Below are 2,138 nucleotides of genomic sequence, written 5' to 3'. Positions count from 1 at the left end.
CCGGGCGGGTGGTCCACCGGAAGACGGCTTCGAACCAGCTGCGCTCGGCGTATCCGACGATCTTGGGCACCTCCGCCATCGTCCGCGCGGCGGCCACGCGGGTCACGTGCTCCGGCGGCACCGACAGGGCGTGCAGGTACGTGGGCACCGCCCCTTCGTCCAGCACCCGCCGGGCGGCCTGCGCCACCAGCCGCCTGGCCAGCCCGCGCCCGCGCGCCGCCGGGGCCGTCACCACCGAGAGCTCGTGCCCGTACGCGTCGTGCCGTTTGATCCCCACCCCCGCCAGGTGCTCGCCCGTGCAGGGGTCGGTGGCCACCAGGACATCCCCGCCGAAGGGGTGCAGCCATGCCGGCACGCCGGGGGCGGTGGCGGGCCGCCACTGCCCGGCGTCCTGGAGCGGGGCCGGGCGGGTGGTCCACCGGAAGACGGCTTCGAACCAGCTGCGCTCGGCGTATCCGACGATCTTGGGCACCTCCGCCATCGTCCGCGCGGCGGCCACGCGGGTCACGTGCTCCGGCGGCACCGACAGCACGCCGCCGTCCGGGGTGCGCACGCCGAGCGCCGGATAGATCTGGCCGTCCCAGCCGGGAAGGGTGCGCCGGCGGGAGCCGGTGACCTGGAGGTTCTCCGTGGGCGGCCAGGCGCCGAGCCACTCGCGCAGATGATCGTCGATCGCCACGAAGCCACTCTATGGAGGAGGAAAGATATCGATTGCGGCAGGGGCCGGTCACTCGGGCGAAGAGGGTCGACACGCGGCGTTACACCGGGTTAGCGTCCTGACATCAGGATCTTTTTCGGGTCAGGGGGTCCCCAATGGAAGTTCCCGGCTACACCGAGATCCGGGAACTCGGACACGGCGGGACCGGGCGGGTCATGCTCGCCGTACGCGACTCCGACGGGCTGGCCGTCGCGATCAAGCACCTGTCCGACCCGCTGCGCGAGGACGACGAGTTCGCCGGCAGGTTCAGGGCCGAGGCGCAGGTCATCCAGGAGATCGACAGCCCGCACACGGCCCGCGTGCTGGACTATGTCGAGGCCGACGACGACGCCGTCATCGTGATGGAACTGGTCGACGGCATCACGCTCCGGCGGCTGCTGTCGCACGAGGGCGCGACAGGGGCGGAGTCGGCGCTCGTGGTGTTGAAGGGGGCGCTGCTCGGGCTGGCCGAGGCGCACGAGCGCGGCGTCGTGCACCGGGACTTCAAACCCGAGAACGTCATCATCACCCAGGAGGGCGAGAGCAAGCTCGTCGACTTCGGCGTGGCCGCGCACGTCGGCGAGACGGCCGACCTCGTCGGCACCCCCTCCTACATGGCCCCCGAGCAGTGGGACGAGGCCCCGGCCGGCCCGGCGACCGACGTCTATGCCGCGACGCTGGTGTTCTTCGAGTGCCTGACCGGCCATCGCCCCTTCCAGGGGGCCGACGTCGCCGCCCTGGCCTACCAGCACCAGTACGTCCCGCCTCCGGTCGAGGAGGTGGACGAGCCGCTGCGGCCGATCGTCGAGCACGGCCTGGCCAAGGATCCCGTGGCCCGGCCGGAGTCGGCGCGGGTGTTCCTGGCCGAGTTGGAGGGCGTCGCGCTGGCCTCGTACGGGGAGGACTGGGAGCAGCGGGGACGGGCCGGCCTCGGCCTCCTGACCGTGCCGCTCACCGCGCTGCTGCCCAGGCCGCAGCCGGTGGCCGACGGCGGCTCCACAAGCCTGTTCCACACCACGATGGCGCCCGCGACCAAGTTCGCGGTGACGGGCGGGCTGGTGCTGGCGACCGCGGCGGCCGTGGTGTCGGCGTTCGTGGTCCTGGGAGATCCGCCCGACACGAGGAGCGGCACCGCCCTTCCGCCGCCCGCGACGGTGTCCGCGTCGGTGCCGGCGCCGGGCACCCCGACGGCGGCCTCCCCGACGTCCGCCGCGCCGACATCGTCGGAGCCGGAGCCGAGCGTGTCGCTCAGGGAGACGCCGCCGGCCGCCACCCACGTCGGCCGGCCGAGCACGCCCGTGGTCAGGCCGCGCCCGACCCGGCCCGGCACCGAGCCGCCACCGTCCACTCGCGAGCCGACCCGCAGGCCGACACGCGAGCCCACCAGGACCAGCCGTCCGGAGCCGAGCACGCCGACGACCCCGCCCACGACGCTGCCCAC

Annotated in this window: 2 protein-coding genes; one reads left to right on the top strand and one right to left on the bottom strand. The window is 73.9% G+C overall.

Going from position 1 to position 2,138, the window contains the following annotated elements; genetic code table 11:
* A partial coding sequence (locus E1292_RS50185) for a GNAT family N-acetyltransferase (protein WP_132606843.1) occupies positions 1–679 on the bottom strand: 679 nt, incomplete at its 3' end.
* A 134-nt stretch (positions 680–813) separates the two neighbouring features.
* On the opposite strand from E1292_RS50185, the gene E1292_RS50180 reads away from it, so the two are divergent.
* A partial coding sequence (locus tag E1292_RS50180; RefSeq protein WP_132606842.1) for a serine/threonine-protein kinase occupies positions 814–2,138 on the top strand: 1,325 nt, incomplete at its 3' end.

It is taken from the genome of Nonomuraea deserti (genome assembly GCF_004348685.1).
Taxonomy (GTDB): Bacteria; Actinomycetota; Actinomycetes; order Streptosporangiales; family Streptosporangiaceae; genus Nonomuraea; species Nonomuraea deserti.
Note: the sequence above shows the minus strand (reverse complement) of the source record. Positions and strands in the feature narration are given on the sequence as shown.